Annotated in this window: 19 protein-coding genes, 1 tRNA gene and 1 riboswitch; of the genes, 16 read left to right on the top strand and 4 right to left on the bottom strand. The window is 43.3% G+C overall.

The window, feature by feature from the left end; translation table 11 throughout:
- Positions 1-98: 98 nt before the first annotated feature.
- Positions 99-175: transfer RNA gene (locus BTO08_RS14815), tRNA-Asp, on the top strand.
- Positions 176-528: 353 nt separating this feature from the next.
- Here BTO08_RS14815 and crcB read toward each other — a convergent pair.
- Positions 529-912, bottom strand: a complete 384-nt coding sequence (crcB, locus tag BTO08_RS14810; protein ID WP_005372395.1) for a fluoride efflux transporter CrcB — start codon at positions 910-912, stop codon at positions 529-531.
- 204 nt (positions 913-1116) lie between these two features.
- Between crcB and BTO08_RS14805 the strand changes: the two genes are divergently transcribed.
- From BTO08_RS14805 to thiH, 7 genes are all read left to right on the top strand, one after another.
- On the top strand, positions 1117-1539 hold the full coding sequence (locus tag BTO08_RS14805; RefSeq protein WP_105061484.1) for a universal stress protein: 423 nt from the start codon (positions 1117-1119) through the stop codon (positions 1537-1539).
- A gap of 124 nt (positions 1540-1663) precedes the next feature.
- Positions 1664-1761: riboswitch (TPP riboswitch) on the top strand.
- A 118-nt stretch (positions 1762-1879) separates the two neighbouring features.
- Positions 1880-3799 carry a phosphomethylpyrimidine synthase ThiC gene (gene thiC, locus BTO08_RS14800; protein ID WP_105061483.1) on the top strand — a complete coding sequence of 640 codons (1920 nt, stop codon included), beginning with the start codon at positions 1880-1882 and terminating at the stop codon, positions 3797-3799.
- Complete coding sequence (thiE, locus tag BTO08_RS14795; RefSeq protein WP_105061482.1) at positions 3799-5016, top strand: thiamine phosphate synthase; 1218 nt, start codon at positions 3799-3801, stop codon at positions 5014-5016. Before thiC ends, thiE begins: the two co-directional genes overlap by 1 nt.
- Entirely contained in the window at positions 5006-5791 is a 786-nt protein-coding gene (locus BTO08_RS14790; protein ID WP_105061481.1) for a HesA/MoeB/ThiF family protein, read from the top strand. The genes thiE and BTO08_RS14790 overlap by 11 nt, the downstream gene beginning before the upstream one ends.
- Positions 5792-6004, top strand: coding sequence for a sulfur carrier protein ThiS (gene thiS / locus BTO08_RS14785; RefSeq protein ID WP_105061480.1), 213 nt, complete (start codon positions 5792-5794; stop codon positions 6002-6004).
- Position 6005: 1 nt separating this feature from the next.
- Complete coding sequence (locus BTO08_RS14780; protein ID WP_105061479.1) at positions 6006-6770, top strand: thiazole synthase; 765 nt, start codon at positions 6006-6008, stop codon at positions 6768-6770.
- 9 nt (positions 6771-6779) lie between these two features.
- Positions 6780-7892: a 2-iminoacetate synthase ThiH gene (gene thiH / locus BTO08_RS14775; protein ID WP_105061478.1), complete on the top strand. Its 1113-nt coding sequence runs from the start codon at positions 6780-6782 to the stop codon at positions 7890-7892.
- A gap of 52 nt (positions 7893-7944) precedes the next feature.
- On the opposite strand, the gene BTO08_RS14770 is transcribed toward thiH, so the two are convergent.
- Positions 7945-9732 carry an aminopeptidase P family protein gene (locus BTO08_RS14770; protein WP_105061477.1) on the bottom strand — a complete coding sequence of 596 codons (1788 nt, stop codon included), beginning with the start codon at positions 9730-9732 and terminating at the stop codon, positions 7945-7947.
- A 319-nt stretch (positions 9733-10051) separates the two neighbouring features.
- Positions 10052-11002, bottom strand: a complete 951-nt coding sequence (locus BTO08_RS14765) for a LysR family transcriptional regulator (protein WP_105061476.1) — start codon at positions 11000-11002, stop codon at positions 10052-10054.
- Positions 11003-11091: 89 nt separating this feature from the next.
- Between BTO08_RS14765 and BTO08_RS14760 the strand changes: the two genes are divergently transcribed.
- Positions 11092-12303 (top strand): multidrug effflux MFS transporter, encoded by a 1212-nt coding sequence (locus tag BTO08_RS14760; protein ID WP_105061475.1) that lies wholly within the window; start codon positions 11092-11094, stop codon positions 12301-12303.
- 84 nt (positions 12304-12387) lie between these two features.
- Here BTO08_RS14760 and BTO08_RS14755 read toward each other — a convergent pair whose 3' ends face one another.
- A complete protein-coding gene (locus BTO08_RS14755; protein ID WP_105061474.1) occupies positions 12388-13284 on the bottom strand; it encodes a DMT family transporter in 897 nt (298 codons plus the stop codon).
- Between the two features lie 217 nt (positions 13285-13501).
- Between BTO08_RS14755 and rmuC the strand changes: the two genes are divergently transcribed.
- From rmuC to tatC, 7 genes are all read left to right on the top strand, one after another.
- Positions 13502-15037, top strand: a complete 1536-nt coding sequence (rmuC, locus tag BTO08_RS14750) for a DNA recombination protein RmuC (protein WP_105061473.1) — start codon at positions 13502-13504, stop codon at positions 15035-15037.
- A gap of 133 nt (positions 15038-15170) precedes the next feature.
- Positions 15171-15926 (top strand): bifunctional demethylmenaquinone methyltransferase/2-methoxy-6-polyprenyl-1,4-benzoquinol methylase UbiE, encoded by a 756-nt coding sequence (gene ubiE / locus BTO08_RS14745; RefSeq protein WP_105061472.1) that lies wholly within the window; start codon positions 15171-15173, stop codon positions 15924-15926.
- Positions 15927-15936: 10 nt separating this feature from the next.
- Complete coding sequence (locus BTO08_RS14740) at positions 15937-16539, top strand: ubiquinone biosynthesis accessory factor UbiJ (RefSeq protein ID WP_005372428.1); 603 nt, start codon at positions 15937-15939, stop codon at positions 16537-16539.
- A gap of 7 nt (positions 16540-16546) precedes the next feature.
- Positions 16547-18184 carry a ubiquinone biosynthesis regulatory protein kinase UbiB gene (ubiB, locus tag BTO08_RS14735; RefSeq protein WP_198038475.1) on the top strand — a complete coding sequence of 546 codons (1638 nt, stop codon included), beginning with the start codon at positions 16547-16549 and terminating at the stop codon, positions 18182-18184.
- A gap of 84 nt (positions 18185-18268) precedes the next feature.
- The gene (tatA, locus tag BTO08_RS14730; RefSeq protein WP_045084591.1) at positions 18269-18541 is read left to right on the top strand and encodes a Sec-independent protein translocase subunit TatA; all 273 of its coding nucleotides are present in this window, start codon (positions 18269-18271) and stop codon (positions 18539-18541) included.
- Between the two features lie 3 nt (positions 18542-18544).
- Positions 18545-18883, top strand: coding sequence for a Sec-independent protein translocase protein TatB (gene tatB / locus BTO08_RS14725; protein ID WP_005372435.1), 339 nt, complete (start codon positions 18545-18547; stop codon positions 18881-18883).
- An 11-nt stretch (positions 18884-18894) separates the two neighbouring features.
- Positions 18895-19656 carry a Sec-independent protein translocase subunit TatC gene (tatC, locus tag BTO08_RS14720; protein WP_105061471.1) on the top strand — a complete coding sequence of 254 codons (762 nt, stop codon included), beginning with the start codon at positions 18895-18897 and terminating at the stop codon, positions 19654-19656.
- Positions 19657-19795: the final 139 nt, after the last annotated feature.

Genomic DNA, 19795 nt, shown 5'->3' with positions numbered 1-19795 from the left:
CCAATTTTCTTTCACTTTTATAAAAAGTGAAGACAAAAAGTTAAGATACTTGTTTTGAACGGCAGGTATCGGATAAAACGAAAGTTTTATCTCCGTGTGGAGCGGTAGTTCAGTTGGTTAGAATACCGGCCTGTCACGCCGGGGGTCGCGGGTTCGAGTCCCGTCCGCTCCGCCACTTATTAAGAAGCCTCGCTAGAAATAGTGGGGCTTTTTATCGTTTATAGTATTGTATAATAGACTCTTACGAGCCTTCGGCTTGAGTACCGCTTGAGCGCAATCCTAATGGTTCTGCCATTTTATCAGAGAAACCTGAATCGAAAGATTCAGGTTTTTTTTCGTCTGTAGATAAGTGCTATAGATATAGTTAAAAAACCTATATAGCGTAGAGCGTTACACAGAGATTGTTTACTCTCTACAGAGTAATGGGTGATTTGTTATTGTTCTTATTCATTAGTATAAAGTGATGATTCGTTTAATTTGGATATAAAAAAACCGCCATGCAGGCGGTTTTTTTATATCGGTTATCTATTAACTTTTCATCATAAGCTGGTAGCCAACATAACAAGCAGCAATGCTGACAATAACGTTAAGTAAAATGTTTAGGCCTGCTTTGAAAAATTCACCTTGTTGCATCAGTACAACGTTGTCCATTGAGAATGTAGAGAACGTCGTTAACGCACCAAGGAAGCCTAAGCCGATAATAGGTCGCCATGGTGCAGCTTCAATCATTCCTTGATTAAGTGCTGACATTAATAACCCCATGATCAAGGAGCCCAGCACGTTTACGGTTAAAGTACCGTATGGGAAGCCACGGCCAAATAGCATTACGCATAGCTCAGAAATTAGGTACCTTGAGCAGGCGCCGAATGCACCACCAAGCGCGATGAATCCTAGTAATAAATATTGGCTCATTGGGATCTCGTTTATATTTTCAAGTAATGATAAAAGCGCTCATGATAATCGCTAGCGAGAAGAGTGAGAACTCTCCAAAAATGCAATCATTGATTCAAATGAATATTAAATAGTCAGCGGTATACTTAGTTGTATAGCTACATTTATAGCATCATAATCATAAATAATGAATTTACTATGAGCCTTAGCTCAAGGAGGCTAGATATGTCGCTTTACCAAACAGTGTTATTAGCGGTTAATCCTGAAGATAAAAATGCGCATAAATTGATGGTGAAAGCTGGTGTAATAGCAGAGCAAAATCACGCTGATTTACATGTTGCTTATGTTGAGCCAGGGATCGGAAACGTAAGTTTTATTGATGTGGAAGTTGAGCTACAAGAAGAGCATGATGCGATTGCAAAAAAACGCATGAAAGAGTTATCTGATTTAATTACAGCTTCTTCTCATAAAGTTAAAGCGATACATACCGCAGATGGTGATGTTTCAAAGCATATAGAAGCTTTAGCAAAAGAAATTAATGCTAGTCTAGTGATCACAGGTTACCATAAATCAACTTTTCACTTGTTTGGTGATTTAAGTGGCTCTTTAGCTAATCACCTCGGTTGTGATGTATTAATTTCACAGTAACAACGATTAAAATATGCAATGTAATAATAAGCCGTGTTGATGCACGGCTTTTTGTTGTCTGTCACTTTTTATTATTTTTCTCTATATAAAGGTTGTTGCACTATAACGGCTTCTTTATACTCATTGCTACTTGTCGGAGTGCCATATGGCTGAGACCGCATTGCGGGATCCGTTGAACCTGATCAGGCTAATACCTGCGAAGGGAACGAGAGAATGTCTTCTGCTACATATCTTAAGGGATCACTGTATGCATCTGCATAGCTGTACTTAGGTACAGACCTCTTGTTTACGCCCATCCGCCAAGCATTTTCCCCTACATTGAAAAATCAAGGAAACTGCTATGTCGAATCGCAAGCAAGCGAGACTGGAAGCGAAACAATTTATTGAATCATTAACAGCACAACCATACCCGAACTCACAGAAAGTGTATGTTCAAGGTAGCCGTCCTGATGTGCTTGTTCCTATGCGTGAAATCACTCTAGCTGATAGCTTGGTTGGTGGCGGTAAAGATAATCCTATCTTTGAGCCTAACGAGCCTATTCGCGTTTACGACACTTCTGGTTTTTACACTGATCCTGAAAAAAACATCGATATTTATAATGGCTTGCCGTTAGTGCGTGAGCAATGGATCGCAGAGCGTGACGATACTGAATTACTAGAAGGGTTAAGCTCTGAGTATGCCAATGAACGTTTAGATGATAAGACGCTTGATGATTTACGTTTTGCGGAACGTGCGCGTATTCGTTGTGCAAAAGCTGGGCGTTGTGTGACGCAATTACATTATGCGCGCCAAGGTATTATTACGCCAGAGATGGAATATATCGCGATCCGTGAAAATATGGGTCGTGCGAAATACCGTGATGAAGTATTAAACCAACAACATCCAGGTGTGAGCTTTGGTGCTAATTTACCAAAAGAAATTACGCCTGAGTTTGTGCGTAAAGAAGTGGCTGAAGGCCGAGCAATTATTCCTGCCAACATTAACCATCCTGAAACTGAGCCAATGATCATTGGCCGTAATTTCCTTGTCAAAGTGAATGCCAATATTGGTAACTCAGCGGTGAGTTCATCGATTGAAGAAGAGGTTGAAAAACTTGTCTGGTCGACGCGTTGGGGTGGCGATACGGTAATGGATTTATCAACAGGTCGAAATATTCACGAAACGCGTGAGTGGATCATTCGTAATAGCCCTGTTCCGATTGGTACGGTACCTATGTACCAAGCGCTTGAAAAAGTGAATGGTGTGGCTGAGAACCTTAACTGGGAAGTGTTTCGTGACACATTACTAGAGCAAGCTGAGCAAGGTGTGGATTACTTCACTATCCATGCAGGCGTACTTCTTCGTTATGTACCTATGACGGCGAAACGTGTTACAGGTATTGTATCGCGTGGTGGCTCTATCATGGCGAAGTGGTGTTTGGCACACCATAAAGAAAGCTTCCTCTATCAGCACTTCCGTGAGATTTGTGAGATCTGTGCGCAATACGATATTTCACTATCGCTCGGTGATGGCTTACGTCCAGGCTCTGTCGCTGATGCCAATGATGAAGCCCAGTTTAGTGAACTACGCACATTAGGTGAGTTGACTAAGATTGCATGGGAATACGATGTGCAGGTCATGATTGAAGGCCCTGGTCACGTACCCATGCACATGATCAAAGAAAACATGGAAGAGCAGCTTGAGCATTGTCATGAAGCGCCATTCTATACCTTAGGCCCACTGACGACAGATATCGCACCAGGTTATGATCATATTACATCGGGTATTGGTGCGGCGATGATTGGTTGGTATGGCTGTGCAATGCTTTGTTATGTGACACCTAAAGAGCACTTAGGCTTGCCTAATAAAGACGATGTAAAAGTCGGTCTTATCACTTATAAACTCTGTGCCCATGCTGCCGACTTAGCAAAAGGCCACCCTGGTGCACAAGTGCGCGATAATGCCTTATCTAAAGCGCGGTTTGAATTCCGTTGGGAAGATCAATTTAATCTTGGTTTAGATCCTGAAACGGCGCGTGCCTATCACGATGAAACTCTCCCTCAAGAATCTGGCAAAGTAGCCCATTTCTGTTCAATGTGTGGCCCTAAATTCTGTTCAATGAAGATCTCTCAAGAAGTACGAGATTACGCCAAGGGATTAGAAGACTCAGAAATCGCGATCAAGCTATTAGATGATCCACTTGAAGGTATGCAGCAAAAAGCACAAGAGTTTCGATCTAAAGGTAGTGAGTTATATCACCTAGCTAAAGAGGAAAGCTAATGAGCACCTTAAGCTTACCAAAGGTCTTATCGTCTCTGGTGATGCATATTGAGCCATTATTAGCCTCTGCTACAGAGTATCAGTTAGGTGAGCAAGTCACGTTAATACCATCAAGCCAAGAGTGGATTGAGGTATCGACGCCTTCTTGCGTTAAACGAGTGGGCTTTGAACAAGCCTGCTCCTCTCAGCTAATTGATTATGTATTTCAAGATCAATGGGTATCTTCTGAAGTAGATCTTTCGCTGATCAAAGCGCAAATACTGGAACGATCTAACGTTGTGGTATGTGGTTTACCAGTCAATGGTGGTTATCTTGATCTTTGGCATCATGATGGTGACGTGCGTGGTTGTTTCAGTGTTGAGCTTGGTAATGCGACTCAACAGCGAGCGATGTTATTGGTAGCACTCGCGCTTGATTACCCCTTAGAAGATGCTCTAGTTCTGGCAAGAGCGTATGCCCAGTCAACGCAGATGGGCATTTGGCCAACTGAGCGTGATGCTTTCCCTGATATCGTTTGTGCTAATTTTTCAAAGCTGTCAGATATTGGTTGGCAATTCGAATGCCAGCCAGTTGAAGCTTTTGCAGCTGTTGATAGTGAGAAACTTACGTTATATCCGGTGGTGGATTCCACTCAATGGGTTAAGCAGCTACTTGAATTGGATGTGAAAACCACTCAGCTGCGGATCAAAGATCCGAATGCTCAAGGTTTAGAGCAAGATGTTGCTCATGCTATTGCGTTAGGTCAGAAGGCAAATGCGCAGGTCTTTATTAATGACTATTGGCAACTGGCTATTGAGCATGGTGCTTTTGGGGTGCATTTGGGACAAGAAGATTTAGCGGTCGCTGATCTCAATGCCATTCAACAAGCGAATCTTCGCTTAGGGATCTCAACCCATGGGTATTATGAGATCCTACGTGCGATGGCATTTAATCCCAGTTATATCGCCCTTGGTCATATTTACCCAACCACAACCAAGCAAATGCCGTCATTACCGCAAGGTGTTCACCGCTTAAAGCTTTATCAACAATTGATTGGCAATACGTTTCCAACAGTAGCAATTGGGGGTATTGATTTATCTCGTGTGCCAGTGGTTTGGAAAACAGGGGTGAGTAGCGTTGCGGTGGTACGTGCGATCACCCAGTCAAGCGAGCCGGCGATTGCCGTCGAACAACTCAATCAATGCCTATCTGAGCGGGAGGTGATGTATGACAACTGACAGACTCTCTGATACTGCTTTTATTCGATATAACCGACAAATCATGCTGGAAGAGATGGGAGAGCAGGGGCAACTTGCACTTAACAATGCCAAAGTATTGATCGTCGGCGCGGGTGGTTTAGGCTCAGCTGCTGCAATGTATCTAGCTGCTGCGGGTGTTGGGTTGCTGGTGATTGCAGATGATGATGAGGTTGAGAGTTCGAACTTGCAGCGTCAGGTGATTTATCGAGAAACCGATGTGTCACTCAATAAAGCGCAAGCAGCCTGTGATCAGCTTTTAGCATTGAACCCATTGGTACGAACGCGTGCAGTAAAAGCCAAGCTTGCAGGCTTTCAACTCGTGATGGAAGTACAGCAGGCCGATATTGTGCTTGATTGCAGTGATAACTGGGCTACCCGTTATGCGGTCAATCAAGCTTGTTATCAGCATCAAACACCACTGATTGCTGGTGCGTCGATAGGTTGGCAAGGACAGTTACTGGCGTTTGATTTCCGACAGACCTCACCGTGTTATCAATGTGTGTTTCCATTGAGTGCTGAAGCGCCACCACAAGATCAAAATTGTCGTAGTAACGGCGTGATGGGACCCGTTGTTGGGACTATTGGCACGTTACAAGCGCTTAATGCGATCAAAGCTATCGCAGGTGTTGGTGAAGTCGGTTTTGGTTTGCTGCAGCAATTTAATGGCTTAACAGGAAAATGGCAGCAGGTATCAATTGATGCTGCCCCTTGTTGCCCTGTATGCCGTCAGCAAGAGCAAAGGGAGGTTGTGTAAATGGCTACCATGATAACTATCTGGCTGAACGATGAATCTATGTCTTGCGAGGCTGAGCAAACCGTTCATCAATTTGTTATGCAGTTAGATTTACCCATAAAAGGTACAGCGGTCGCGATAAACCAGCGTATTGTTGCTGCCAGTGAGTGGCCGACAACCGTCATTGCTGACGGCGATCAGATCGCGTTATTTCAAGCGATAGCAGGAGGTTAATATGTTGACTATTGCAGATAAAACATTCACATCGCGATTATTTACCGGAACGGGTAAGTACGCTAATCGTGATGTCATGGCTGAATCGATTTTAGCGACAGGCTCTGAGCTCGTGACCATGGCACTAAAGCGGGTCAATATTGCTGAGCGTGATGACGATATCTTAGCGCCATTGATCCAAGCTGGAGTGAATTTACTGCCTAATACGTCAGGGGCGAAAAATGCCAAAGAAGCGATCTTTGCTGCGCAGCTAGCCAGAGAAGCATTGGGGACGAATTGGCTAAAATTAGAAATTCACCCTGATCCAAAATACCTCATGCCTGATCCGATTGAAACATTAAAAGCGGCTGAGCAGTTGGTAAAAGAAGGGTTTTTCGTACTGCCTTACTGTCATGCTGATCCTGTGCTTTGTAAGCGATTAGAAGATGTGGGTTGCGCTGCCGTGATGCCATTAGGTGCGCCGATTGGCTCGAATAAAGGGGTCGCCTCTCGCGATTTTCTTCGCATTATTATCGATCAGGCACAAGTACCTGTGGTGGTGGATGCGGGCATTGGTGCACCTTCTCATGCCGCAGAAGCGATGGAAATGGGGGCTGATGCGGTATTGGTTAATACTGCCATCGCAGCGGCAAGTGATCCGATTGCAATGGGGCGTGCATTTAAATTGGCCGTGGAAAGTGGTCGTATGGCATATGAAGCTGGTCTTGCAGGTAAGGTGAACCATGCTATTGCATCAAGCCCACTAACGGCATTTCTTAACGAGTAAGGAGCCAACATGAGCTTTGTGGATGTTTGGCAACAAATGGATTGGGATGATATCCGTTTGTCGATTTATGCTAAAACGGCTACCGATGTTGAGCGTGCTTTAGGAAAATCAACGCTGGATCTAGAGGATTTTAAAGCCTTAATTTCACCTGCGGCTGAACCTTACTTAGAGCAAATGGCACAACTCTCTGCGATGCTAACACGTCAGCGGTTTGGTCATACCATGAGTTTTTATGTGCCGTTATATCTTTCGAATCTGTGTGCCAATGCGTGTACCTATTGTGGTTTTTCGATGGAAAATCGCATTAAGCGCCGTACCTTGGGTGAGCAAGAAATAGAGCGAGAGTGTGAGGCAATAAAAACGCTAAATTTTGATAGTGTATTATTGGTCACTGGCGAGCATCAAACCAAAGTCGGTATGAATTACTTTCGTGATGCGATCCCTCGAATCAAACAGCACTTCAGCTATTTGGCAATGGAAGTACAGCCACTTGAGCAAGATGAGTATCAAGAGCTGAGAGAACTTGGTTTAGATGCGGTGATGGTGTATCAAGAAACCTATAATGCGCCAACCTATGCGAAGCATCATTTACGAGGCAATAAAACCAATTTTGAATACCGCTTAGCGACACCAGATCGGTTAGCAAAAGCTGGAATAGACAAGATTGGGATTGGGGCTTTGATCGGTATGGAAGAATGGCGCACGGATTGTTTTTTTGTTGCCAGTCATTTGGCTTATCTTGAACGTACCTATTGGCAAAGCCGCTATTCGATTTCATTCCCACGTTTAAGACCCTGTACTGGTGGATTAGAGCCTAAATCGGTGATGACTGATCGCCAACTGGTGCAATTGATTTGTGCATATCGACTGTTTAATCCTGAAGTTGAGCTGTCGTTATCAACGCGAGAGTCACCGCATTTTCGCGATAATGTATTGCCCTTGGGGATCACTAGTATGTCTGCGGGCTCTAAAACCCAACCGGGCGGATACGCCGATGACACGCCAGAGCTAGAACAGTTTGCAATCAGTGATGAACGTTCGGTCGCAGATGTTGCTACAGCAGTCAAGCAAAAAGGGTTTGAAGTGGTGTGGAAAGATTGGCACCACGCCTATTCCGGATAATAAAAAAGCCAGTACGCGATGTGTACTGGCTTTTCTTTTTCTTATCTATGAATTAGCGGCTTAGTGGTGATGTTGCTTGTGTTAGCCACTCAAGATCACTACCTGTCAGCGATGGGCTGATCACGTTAAACACGGTTTGGTGATAGTTGTTTAGCCATGCAAGCTCTACGTCAGTTAGTAGTGCAGGATCGATCAAACGCTTATCAATTGGCGCTCGGGTCAACGATTCAAAGCCCATGACGTTCATGTCGCCTTGAGTTTCAATATCGACGACCAGTTCAAGGTTTTCGATACGAATACCAAATGCGTCTGCACGGTAATAACCCGGCTCGTTAGATAACACCATACCTGGCAATAGCGCAGTTGGGTTAGCCACTTTAGAAATACGCTGAGGACCTTCATGAACACTTAAGAAGTGACCAACGCCATGACCGGTACCATGGTCATAATCAAAACCATACGCCCATAGATGCTGACGCGCGAGTGCGTCAAGCTGTGAGCCTGTTGTGCCTTTCGGGAAACGCGCCGAAGCTAATGAAATATGACCTTTTAGTACCAGCGTGAAGGCTTGTTTTACTTCATCACCTGGATTGCCGATAGCGATAGTACGGGTGATGTCTGTTGTACCGTCAGGGTATTGACCGCCTGAATCGACTAAGTAAACCGTATCCATTTGCAGCTTGCCAGGTTGTGGCTGATCAATGTGGTTATAGTGACACATTGCTGCATTACCAGCAGAGGCTGAAATCGTATCGAAGCTCACGTCACGACAGCTTGGATCTTGCTGGCGGAATTGCCAAAGTTGATCGGAAAGCGCAGCTTCATCTAATAGATTGCCACTCGCAACTTGATTATCTACCCATGCAAGAAATTTAGAAATCGCGACACCATCACGGATGTGACATGCTTTCATACCTGCAATTTCTGTCGCGTTTTTTGCGGCTTTTGGTAGTAGCGTTGGATTAGCTGCTTCAATAAGTTGTGCGCCAGCCTCTGTTAGTTGCTGAGCTGCCCATGCATTACTGTTCGCAGAATCAAACTGTACACGTTTACCTGAAAGTGCGGCTAAACCTGCAGCGAGTTGTTCTGGCTCGCGGATATTAACGCCGTTACCTACGTGTGTTGCAAAACCTTCGGGTAGACGGTGATGATCGATATAGAAATCAACAGATGCATCGCTGTGGATCACGGCAGCTGAAAGCAGAACGGGTAGACAGTGAACGTCATCGCCACGTACATTGAGTAGCCAAGCAATGCTATCAAGCTGACTCAAAAAGGCAGCATCCGCTTTTTGTTTTTTTAGCAGTGCGGCAATTTGTTCACGTTTTTCTTCACTTGATTGACCCACATACTCTAGCCCCATTAACTCCGCATCCGACAGTTTTGGTGCTGGGCGATCGAGCCATAGTTCATCAATTGGGTTTTCGTTAACTGGTACTAGCTCTAATTCACCATCAAGGGTTGTCGTGGCATTTTTCAGCCATGCTGCACTGTGTAGGCGGTTATCAATAGCGACTTTACTACCTGCTGCTAGATTTTCTAGTGCCCAGTGGATAGGTGGCTGCTCGATCAGATGGCAATATTCAAACACATCCCCCGGTACTTGCTTGCGAACTTGCACAACATAACGACCATCAACAAACATTGCTGCACGGTCACGAGTGATCACTGCAGCACCAGCTGATCCTGTGAAACCAGTTAGCCAATGAAGGCGTTCGTTATGATCGGGAATGTACTCACCAAGATATTCATCTTCATGAGGGATCAGTAGGGCATCGAGTTGCTGTGCTTCAAGCCACTGACGGATCTGCTCAATACGTTGTGCGATAACTGCTTGCATGTATAGGTCCTTGTCAAGAAACCACCATTGTAAGGCGGTTAGATCGAATTCACCTCAATCACCATGGGATAAGCGATTCAGGTTTAATGTTGTTAAGTTAGCTTGTTTAGCGGTTTGCATCAATTGTCTCTATGATAAATGACAGACTATTCACCTCACTGCTTTATTTATCTTAGTGATTCATCGGTTAGCAGGTGGATTCCAATTTGGAAAAGCGGTATTGAAAATAAAGCATTTTTATTTGGCATCATAACACCGTAGACTTGCGCGAAATCTTTTAGAGGCAGTATTCGCCTTTATTAGTTTGTGTTAAACGTTATCAGCGAAGATGATGGGTTTTTTGGGTGATTATGTTTCTTAGCCAAGTCAGCGCTTGATCATTTTCTCTGTCTCTATGCCAAAACAGGGTGTAAGCCATAGGAGGAAACTCTAATGGTAAGGGTAAAACCACCATATCTGACTGCTTTGCCGCGACTTTTAAAAAGTGATTGGGTGCTGTGAAGATAAAATCAGTGTAAGAGCATAAGCTCGCTGCACTATTAAAGTCGGGAACGGTGACAGCGATATCTCGCTCATAACCCATATCTGCAAGTCGATAATCAAGTAACCAGCGATCATTGCCATCACAGCGCACTTGTACATGTCGTAATGATAAATATGCCTCTAGATTCCAGCATTTTCTTAAAGCGGGATGGTCTTTTCGAATGATACACATTTGGTGATCACGATATATCTCTTGTTGGATAATATCATCAGGCGGGAACATGGTAAGCATGGTGAGTTTTGCATCATTGATGTCAATATCTTTCCCTGTAATACCTAAATCCAGTTCACCTCTTTGGAGCATTTTAAATGTTTGTTCTGTCCATGCGTGAGTGCTGATAGTCACACTTGGTGCCTGTTGAAAAATCGCGGGTAAAAATTGAGGCAGAATTAAGGGATATACACTTTCAACCGTTGCAATTTGAAAGCGATATTCACTGTTATGTGGATAGAAATCTTCCGGCTGAGTTAATAGCTCTAATTGATTGATCAACAAATCGAGTTTGGGTTTGAGAAAGAGAGTTCTCGGAGTTGGCGATAAACCATATGAATTTCGAATAAACAAAGGATCATTAAATTGAGTGCGTAATTTAGCTAAGGACTTACTCACTGCTGATTGACTTAAACAAAGTCGGTGCGCAGTTCGAGTGACATTAAGTTCTTCTATTAAAACTTTAAAACAGACTAATAAATTGAGATCTAAGCGAGCTAACTTCTCAATATTCATATGATTTTCCTTATGGGAATAATGGTAATGAATATACATCATTTCCATTCATACCATAGGGTGATTAAGCTTTCACAAATTTTATTTTAATGGAGAACCGTGTGAGCCCAAATATAAATAGCAAAATACAAGTGGCTTTATTGATCACACTTGTATTGTTCAGTCCTTTAGCGATTGATATTTATCTACCTGCTTTACCTGCAATGGCGAATACGTTTTCTGTCGATCCTACTCGTGTGCAAGATACTGTGACATGGTTTATGTTTAGCATGGGATTAGGTCAATTACTAGCAGGGCCATTAGCTGATCGTATTGGTCGTCGACCTATCGCGCTAGGCGGTATCGTGATTTATGGTTTTAGCTCAACCATGGCTTATTTAGCCCAGAGCTTAGATTTGTTATTGCTTGCCCGTTTGCTTCAAGGTTTTGGTGCATGTGCCACCTCCGTTGCCGCCTTCGCTGCGGTTCGTGATAGCTTTGGTGCTGAAAAAAGTGGTCGTATGATCAGCTATTTAAATGGTGCGATTTGTTTTATTCCTGCGTTAGCTCCTCTTTTAGGCACTTGGCTTACTTATCATTTTGGCTGGCGTTCAAACTTTAGTTTCATGGCAGGATTTGCGGTCGTTGCAGGGCTTTTTATTATGGCTGTGTTTAAAGAAACGCGCCCTACAAACTCTGATGTTTCTGGTTCAATGATTAGTATTAGCCGTTACTGGTCGGTATTACGCGAACCAACATTTTTATTTCATGCTACGCTTTGCATGTTAGCGATGGCGGTGATTTTAGCTTATGTAACTTCAGCACCAGTGTGGTTGATGAACCATCTTGGTCAGGACATGCATCAGTTTACGGTATGGTTTGGGATCAATGCGGTATTGAACATTACTGCTTGTATGGTTGCACCTAAGTTCATGGATCGCTTTGGTACTCGTCGTACTCTTCGTACAGGACTTATCACATTATTGTTTGCTGGTGGATTAATGTTGTCGTTGAGCCAATTACAGCAAGCATGGGCATTTATGGTGCCAATCTTCATTTGTTCATTTGGGTTTGCTTTTGTATTAGGCTCTGCAGCCGGAAAAGCATTAGCACCATTTGGCGATCGTGCTGGAACTGCAGCGGCATTATTGGGATTATTTCAAATGAGTGGTGCTGGTGTCATGGTGAGTTTAACTCAACGATTAGATTTCTCATCACCGGTATTAATGACGTTACAAATGTGGTTGCTGATACCAGGATTATTGATTTTAGTGTCGAAAATCGGGCGTCGTTGGCACCCTCAGTTAACGGTACAGAATTAATAAATATTATGAGTTTAAAGGTGAGGTGGTGACAACCTTATCCGTATAGCCTGTCAAATCGACAGGCTTTTTTTTGGATAAAATTTAGTTATTCAATAATCGCGCTTTTTTACTTTGCCATTGTTGGATTACGAGTCCTGCAATAATTAGCATTAAGCCGATCAATGTTGAGGGATGAATCGTTTCACCAATAATCGTGGCGAGCAGTAATAAAGAGATAAAAGGTGAGATAAAAATCAGGTTACTGATCTTAGCGGTATTACGGGTTAACCGTAGCGCATTGAGCCATAAAACAAAGGTTATCCCCATTTCAAACAAACCGACATAAGTGACAGCTGCCCAGCCTTGCCAAGGTACACTTTGCCAACCGCCAAGATACAGACTCAAGCCGATAGAAAATGGCAGCGAGACTAAAAAGCCCAGTAATAAACCTAAGATGGGATCGGCTTTATTTTTGGTGTTTAAAATCCAATAGCTGGCCCATAACAGTGTCGAAAATAGCGCTAACGCAACGCCTAACGGACTGGTGAAATTCAAGGCGGAAATATTTCCTTGAGTTGCTATCACCACCACACCGCCATATCCCAGCACGCAAGCTATCCAATCTTTGCGCTGAATTTTTTGTCCTAAGAAAAGTGCTGCCATTAAAGTCAGAGTGATCGCCCAACTGTAGTTGATGGGTTGAGCCTGTGAAGCAGGTAATAAGTCGTAAGCTTTAAATAACACTAGGTAATAAGCAAAAGGATTGATAAACCCGAGTAATAAGTAATAAAGCGGACGTTGAAGAAAAGTCGACTTAAGCTGGTGGAGTGTTTTTTTATAGCCAGCTATAACAATAAGGGCGAGAGCAGACACGCTACTGGCAACCACCATCATTTGAACAGGTGAAAAATAATCTAAGGTAATTTTAAAAGCGGTGGCGACAGTAGACCAAAGTAAAACAGCGGCAATGCCATATCCTAAAGCGAGGCGTTCGTTCATGACTATCCCTGTTAAAAAATGTAAGACGGTAACGCAGTGTAGGAGATGGTTGTACAGGTGAATAGCGAGTGATGATATAGCCTGTGATCGAGTGCAAACAAAAACGCTTATATCCATTATTTATTGTTTAAGTTGTTCTTCGTTAGCTGGACATTTATCCAGTATCCTCTTAGCCTTAAAAGCGAGAATAATTCGTCAGGAAGATAGAGAATTTACTATGGCAGAATGGTTAAGTGGTGGCGTTATTACCGCATTAGCAACATTGTTAGGTGCCACCGTTGCCAGTGTGATCACGGCATTCTGGTATAAAGGTCGATATGAACAAATGCTTCAGCTGGTCGAGCAACAAGCAGAATCAGATGCGCGTTTAGCATTAAGTCGTGAGCAGCAATTACAAAGTCAGCTAGCAGAAAGAAACCAAGAGCTGGAAGAGTTAGATGACGATCGTGACAGATTAACCCATGAAATACGTCAAATGCATGGCCGACTTGCGGCGGCATTAGAGAAAATGCGTCACTTTGACGCGCTGCAAAATGAAAAACAGTATTTAACCGAGCAGCTTGATCATTCTCGCTTAGCCAGCGCGGGGCTTGAAGCCGATCTTCGCGAGCAAGATGCCCGCCATTTTGAAGAGCAAAAAGCGGCAGATGAAAAAATTAAGCTACTAGAAAATGCTGAAGAGCGTCTACGTATTCAATTTGAAAGTTTAGCTAATCGCTTATTTGAACAGAAGACCCGAACGGTGGATGAGCAGAATAAGATGAGCTTAGAAAACTTGTTGAGTCCACTCAAAGAGCAACTTGAAGGTTTCAAAAAGCAGGTTAATGATAACTTCACGCAAGAGTCTCGTGAACGCCACACCTTAGTGCATCAAATCAATAGTCTTAAACAGCTCAATGAGCAGATGGCGAAAGAGGCAATTAACTTAACCCAAGCCCTAAAAGGGGATAACAAAGCCCAAGGTAACTGGGGCGAAGTCGTGCTGGCGCGAGTATTGTCTGACTCAGGATTGCGTGAAGGGCATGAATATCAAACTCAAGTCAGTTTAGAAAACGAAGACGGTAAACGTTATCAACCCGATGTTGTGGTGCATTTACCCCAACAAAAAGATGTGGTGGTGGATGCCAAGATGTCATTGGTGGCGTATGAACGCTTCTTTAATGCTGACACTATCGCTGAGCGTGAACTCGCCATGAGTGAGCATGTTGCCTCGATGCGCGCCCATATGCGAGGGTTAAGCCGTAAGGATTATCATCAGCTTCATGGCATTCAAAGTCTTGATTATGTCTTGATGTTTATTCCTGTAGAGCCTGCGTTCCAAGCTGCGATTGAAGCCGATCCGGCATTAATCCGTGATGCGATGGATTTAAATATCATGCTTGTGAGTCCAACGACCTTGCTGGTGGCACTGCGCACCATTAATAACTTGTGGCGTAATGAACGACAAAATCAAAATGCGAAAGAAATTGCCGAGCGTGCAGGCAAGCTTTACGACAAATTACGTTTGTTTGTCACTGACATGGAAGCGATGGGACAATCGTTAGAAAAAGCGAACCAAAGCTATCAAGGGGCAATGAATAAACTGGCGACGGGGCGTGGTAACGTGATCCGCCAAGCTGAAAGCTTCAAACAATTGGGCGTCGAAGTGAAGCGTGATATTAGCCCAACGCTGGCAGAAAAATCGCAATCTAACCTAATGGAATATCGTGGTTTTTCTCATATAACCTCAGCATCGGAAGGTGATTTATCATAATGGTGGGGTAAAGGACTTTGAGCAAAGAGCAACCATCAAGTACACTAAGCCAGTTGAATAAATGAATTTAATGCTTATCGGTGAGTGAAGTCTATGAATTTTGCGCATCATAAGTACATATAACGGATTGAACATGACGGACACCACACAAGATACTACTCACTTTGGCTTCCGTACCGTTGCCAAAGACGAAAAAGCAACCATGGTTGCTGAGGTCTTTCACTCGGTCGCAGCAAAGTACGACATCATGAATGACTTAATGTCGATGGGCATTCACCGCGTTTGGAAGCGCTTCACTATTGACTGCAGTGGTGTACGCAAAGGTCAACGTGTACTTGATTTAGGCGGTGGTACGGGTGATTTAACCGCTAAGTTCTCACGTATTGTGGGCGAAACGGGTCAGGTTATTCTTGCTGATATCAATAACTCGATGTTGAACGTAGGCCGCAGTAAACTGCGAGACAGTGGTATTGTCGGTAATGTGGGTTACGTTCAAGCCAATGCGGAAGAATTGCCTTTCCCTGATAATTACTTTGACTGTATCACGATCAGCTTTTGTTTACGTAACGTCACCGACAAAGACAAAGCGCTACGTTCAATGTATCGCGTGTTAAAGCCTGGCGGTCGTTTATTAGTGTTAGAGTTTTCAAAGCCGTCACTAGAACCATTATCAAAAGTTTACGATGCGTACTCATTCCACCTATTACCAAAAATGGGTGAACTTATCGCCAATGATGCAGAAAGCTATCGTTACCTTGCTGAATCTATCCGTATGCATCCTGATCAAGAAACTTTGAAAGGTATGATGGATGAAGCCGGATTTGATCAAACCAGTTATTACAACTTAACGGGCGGTATTGTTGCCTTACACCGTGGTTATAAGTTCTGAGGATGACTCTATGCCGTTAGATGCTTTTGTTACCGGTGCGGTTGAAACATCACTGAATCAATTACTCAAAGACGATGCTGATAGTCAGCGTCGTCTTGCTCGTTTACGCGGTAAAGTCATTAGCGTTACGCTAAATGAATTTAACAAAACCTTGTACTTTGTTTTCAGTCATCAAATTGATGTTCTTGCTGGATTTGAAGGCGAGGTGGATTGCCAATTAGCTTTAAACCTTACGGTGTTACCCGAGCTACGACAACAAGCTAACTTAACGCAGCTAATTAAAGCGGATAAGTTAGCACTCGATGGCGATCTACAATTGGCTCAGCATTTTTCCACTTTACTAAGTGGTTTAAAGCCCGATGTCGAAGAAAAATTATCGCAATATACGGGTGATGTAGTTGCTCATACTTTAGTCAGTAGTGTAAAGTCGGGGAGTCGATTTATTCGCCAAGGGGTAAAGAATCGCCAACGCGATTTAGCGGAAGTGATCACTGAAGAATGGCAACTATTACCACAGCCTTTAGAAATGGTGCATTTTTACGATCAAGTGGATGACTTGAAATCGGATGTTGCTCGTTTTGAGGCCCGTTTGAACCAGCTACTTGAGCGATAAATTGGCAATGATGAGCTATTCAGAAATAAAACGGTTGTACCGTATTATTCAAGTACAACTGCGCTATGGGTTGGATGACTTTATTCCGGTTGATCCACGTACCGAACTTCCTAAAAAATTACGTAAATCGCTATTTTGGATCAAAAATGAATACCCCGATGTGCCATTGGGTGAGCGTTTACGTTTAGCGTTGCAAGAACTTGGTCCGGTATGGATTAAGTTTGGTCAAATGATGTCAACGCGCCGCGATCTTTTTCCACCGCACATTGCAGATCAGCTGGCATTATTACAAGACCAAGTTGAACCTTTCGATGGCAAATTAGCAAAACGTACCATTGAAGAATCTTTAGGCGGGCCGTTAGAGCAGTGGTTTGACGACTTTGATGAAGTTGCATTGGCGTCAGCATCGATTGCTCAAGTGCATACTGCAACTTTAAAAGAAAACGGCAAAGAGATTGTTTTTAAAGTTATTCGTCCTGATATTAAGCCGATTATTGAAGCTGACATTAAGCTGATGTACAGGATGGCCGAGATAGTTTCTCGTCTCCAGCCAGAAGCGCGCCGTTTACGTCCTGTTGAAGTGGTTCGCGAATACGAAAAAACCTTGCTTGATGAGCTCGATTTAATGCGCGAAGCGGCGAATAGTATTCAGCTTCGTCGTAACTTCGATGGTGATGACACCTTATATGTACCAGAAGTTTATACTGATTATAGTAGTATTAATCTTCTTGTAATGGAACGCATCTATGGTATTCAAGTTTCTAATATTGAAGGCTTGAAAGCCAATGGTACGAATTTAAAACTATTATCGGAAAACGCAGTTAATATCTTTTTTACTCAGGTATTTCGTGACAGCTTTTTCCATGCCGATATGCATCCAGGAAATATTTTTGTCTCCTATGAGCATCCGGAAAATCCACAATGGATTGCGCTAGATTGCGGCATTGTAGGGACACTTAACCGAGAAGATAAACGATACCTAGCGGAAAACTTATTGGCTTTCTTTAATCGTGATTATCGTAAGGTTGCAGAATTACACGTTGATTCTGGCTGGGTTCCTCATGATACCAACGTGGATGAGTTTGAATTTGCTATTCGTACAGTGTGTGAACCTATTTTTGAAAAGCCACTGTGTGAAATATCATTCGGCCATGTATTGTTAAATTTATTTAATACTGCTCGCCGTTTTAATATGGAAGTGCAACCGCAGCTGGTCTTGTTACAAAAGACCTTGTTGTATGTTGAAGGCTTAGGACGCCAGTTGTATCCACAACTTGATTTGTGGGCAACAGCCAAGCCGTTCTTGGAAAACTGGATGTCACATCAGGTAGGCCCGCAAGGCATTCTTGATGCAATAAAAAGTAAAGCACCTTTTTGGGCTGAAAAATTGCCTGAATTGCCTGAATTACTTTACGACAGTTTGCGCCAAGGCAAGGTAATGAACCAACGTATTGATAAACTCTATGATAACTTCATGGAAAATCGACGTACTCATAACCAGGCAAGGTTCTATTTTGGTATCGGTGCCACCTTTATGGTGTGTGCTGCAATACTTTTTGGTGATCAAGTAGCAACGTACCCTGCAGTTTCTGTTGGTGTAGGAAGCCTATTTTGGTTGCTAGGATGGCGTACCTGCCGAAAATAATCGGTTGGGCTTTCGCCTATACTTATAGTTGCGTTAATAAACGCACTTTCGTTATTAACCACATAAAGCTGAGGTAAAACAAGCATGGGTGGTATCAGTATTTGGCAATTGTTAATCATTGCACTGATCATTGTTCTTTTGTTCGGAACAAAAAAACTTCGTACTCTAGGCGGCGACCTAGGTTCTGCAGTTAAAGGTTTCAAAAAAGCAATCAGCGATGATGAAGCAGCTGCAGCAGCACCTGCTGCGAAAAAAGAGTCAGACAATGATGCTGACTTTGAACAAAAGAAAATTGCTGACGAACAAAAGCCAGCGGATCAGACGACAACTAATCAAAAAGACAAAGAGCAGGTTTAAGACGTGTTTGATATCGGGTTCTGGGAGTTAGTACTGATCTCCGTGGTGGGATTAGTAGTACTGGGGCCAGAACGTCTACCCGTTGCGATTCGTACGGTGTCGCAGTGGATAGGTGCTGCTCGTAATATGGCAAACTCGGTGAAAGATGAATTGTCTCAAGAACTGAAAATTCAGGAACTGCAAGCCAATTTAAAGAAAGCCGAGCAAATGGGAATGAAGGACTTAGCGCCTGAATTGCAAGACTCTGTTGATGAGCTTAAAAAAGCGGCTTCAGATGTTCAGCGTCCCTATGCTGATAAAAACGAGCAAACCTCAGCAACGACTTCACAAAAGCAGGAATAAATTACATCACTATGTCAAAAGTCGAAGATACGCAGCCGCTATTTAGTCATTTACTTGAACTACGTACGCGACTTTTGCGTTCTATCATAAGTGTACTGGTGGTTTTTCTATGTTTAGTATGGTTTTCCAATGATATCTATGCCTTCTTAGCTGCACCATTAGTAGAGCGAATGCCTGCTGGTGCAACTATGATCGCAACAGACGTTGCCTCACCGTTCTTTACACCGATAAAACTGACCTTAGTAACCTCAGTGTTTATTGCTGTGCCAATGATTTTGTATCAAGTCTGGGGCTTTATTGCACCAGGTTTATACAAGCATGAACGCAAGCTAATTATGCCATTGTTGTTTTCCAGCTCATTGCTGTTTTACGCCGGTGTCGCATTTGCTTATTACGTTGTGTTTCCATTGGTCTTTAAGTTCTTCACCAGTGTCGCCCCTCAAGGGGTAGAGGTGGCAACAGATATTTCGAACTATCTCGATTTCGTCCTCGCGCTATTTATGGCGTTTGGCATCGCTTTTGAAATTCCTGTTGCTATTATTCTGTTGTGTTGGACTGGTGCGACCGATCCGGAATCTCTACGTAGTAAACGTCCTTACATTATTGTAGGTGCGTTTGTCGTTGGTATGCTGTTAACACCGCCTGATATTGTTTCTCAGACCTTGTTGGCTGTACCTATGTGTTTATTGTTTGAAGTTGGCTTATTCTTCTCACGTTTTTATGTACGTGATAATGATGAGCTGGATGATAGTGAGCACGAAGAGCAGCAGTAAATAGTACTTTGTACTATGTGATGATGAAAAAAACCGACCTAATCGTCGGTTTTTTTATATCTTGAATATGGGTTTGGCGCAGAATGGATCTGCTCGATATACTGAGTGACACATAGTGCTGTGTAGAGAATGGATAAAC

The sequence above is a fragment of the Photobacterium angustum genome, assembly GCF_002954615.1.
In the GTDB taxonomy this organism is placed as follows: Bacteria; Pseudomonadota; Gammaproteobacteria; order Enterobacterales; family Vibrionaceae; genus Photobacterium; species Photobacterium angustum_A.
Note: the sequence above shows the minus strand (reverse complement) of the source record. Positions and strands in the feature narration are given on the sequence as shown.